This window comes from Mesorhizobium sp. M7A.F.Ca.US.005.03.2.1 (assembly GCF_003997795.1).
In the GTDB taxonomy this organism is placed as follows: Bacteria; Pseudomonadota; Alphaproteobacteria; order Rhizobiales; family Rhizobiaceae; genus Mesorhizobium; species Mesorhizobium ciceri.
This window is the reverse complement of sequence record NZ_RZRP01001251.1, coordinates 1-1,266: the sequence shown is the minus strand read 5'-3', so window position 1 is coordinate 1,266 and position 1,266 is coordinate 1. Positions and strand designations below refer to the sequence as shown.

The 1,266-nt window shown below is 64.8% G+C and carries 1 protein-coding gene; it reads left to right on the top strand.

Annotation, left to right across the window (positions count from 1 at the left end; translation table 11 throughout):
• Positions 1-1,266: outer membrane beta-barrel protein (locus tag EN991_RS36745; protein ID WP_127370549.1), on the top strand; the 1,266-nt coding region annotated here is incomplete at both ends.

Genomic DNA, 1,266 nt, shown 5'->3' with positions numbered 1-1,266 from the left:
CTGACGACACGTCCGCCGACACGGCGGCGCCGCCCAAGCCGCGCCGCCGCTCATCGAGCGCCAGGCAGAATGCGGCTGACCAGGCCAAGGACAGGGCTGCCGACAAGTCGAAAAAGAAGAAGAAATCGACGGCCGACACCTCCGACATCACCGCTTCCACGACCGCCTCCACGCCGGACGCCACCGATGCTGCAGAGACCGATGCGGACACGGCCAACCGCCGCGCACTCACCATCGACAGCGCCGACAGGCAGAAGCTCGACCCAGGAGCGGAGCGTACGGACGCCATCGAAGGCCAGAAGAAGAAGCTGGAGGATGATCCGTTTGCCGCCACCGGCGTCAAATGGGGCTCCTTCGTCATCCGGCCGACGATCGAACAGGGCCTGACCGCCACCTCGAACGGCGATTCGAGCAGTGCAGGCAAGTCGGCGCTGCTGTCCGAGACCGCGCTGCGCTTTTCCGCCGCCTCCGACTGGCGCGAGAACTCCGCTACGATCGACGGCTATGGCCTTTTTCGTGAGACCGTCTCGGGTTACCCGGTTCACGACGAGCAAGGCCGCATCGAAGGCCAGCTCAATGTCGATCTCGACAATGAATTGCGCGCCATCGCCAAGCTCGGCTACGAGGCCGTGCCGGAATCGGCATCATCGCCTGATGCCATTGCCGGCGTCAGCAAGCAGCCGCTGCGGCAGACCATCGATGGCAGCCTGGCCGTCGAAAAGCATCTCGGCAAGATGCAGTACACGTTGACCGGCGCGGTCTCGCACGACTTCTACGGCGACGCCAAGCTCTCGGACGGCACCTCGCTATCGCAGAAGGATCAGGACTCGACGCTCTACACGGCGACGTTGCGCACCGGCTACGAGATCTCCCCTGCCCTGACCCCCTTCACCGAAATCGAGGTCGGCCGCCGGACCTATGATCAACGCATCGACAATGAAGGCTTCGAGCGCTCGTCGACGCGACTCGGCGCCCGCGCCGGCCTTGCACTCGACATGGGTGAGAAGCTGTCGGGCGAATTCTCGGCCGGCTGGCTCAGGGAAGCGATCGACGACAAAAACCTTGATGCGATATCGGGTGCCACCGTCAACGCCGACCTCAAATGGTCACCCGAGCGCGGCACCATAATCGGCCTGACCGGGCGGACCACCGTCGAGCCCACGACCACATCGGGCGAGAGCGGCGACATCCTCTATTCCGGTCGCCTGACCGGCGAACGCCAGATTCGCGCCAACCTCACCGCCAACGCGGCTCTGGGTCTCGACT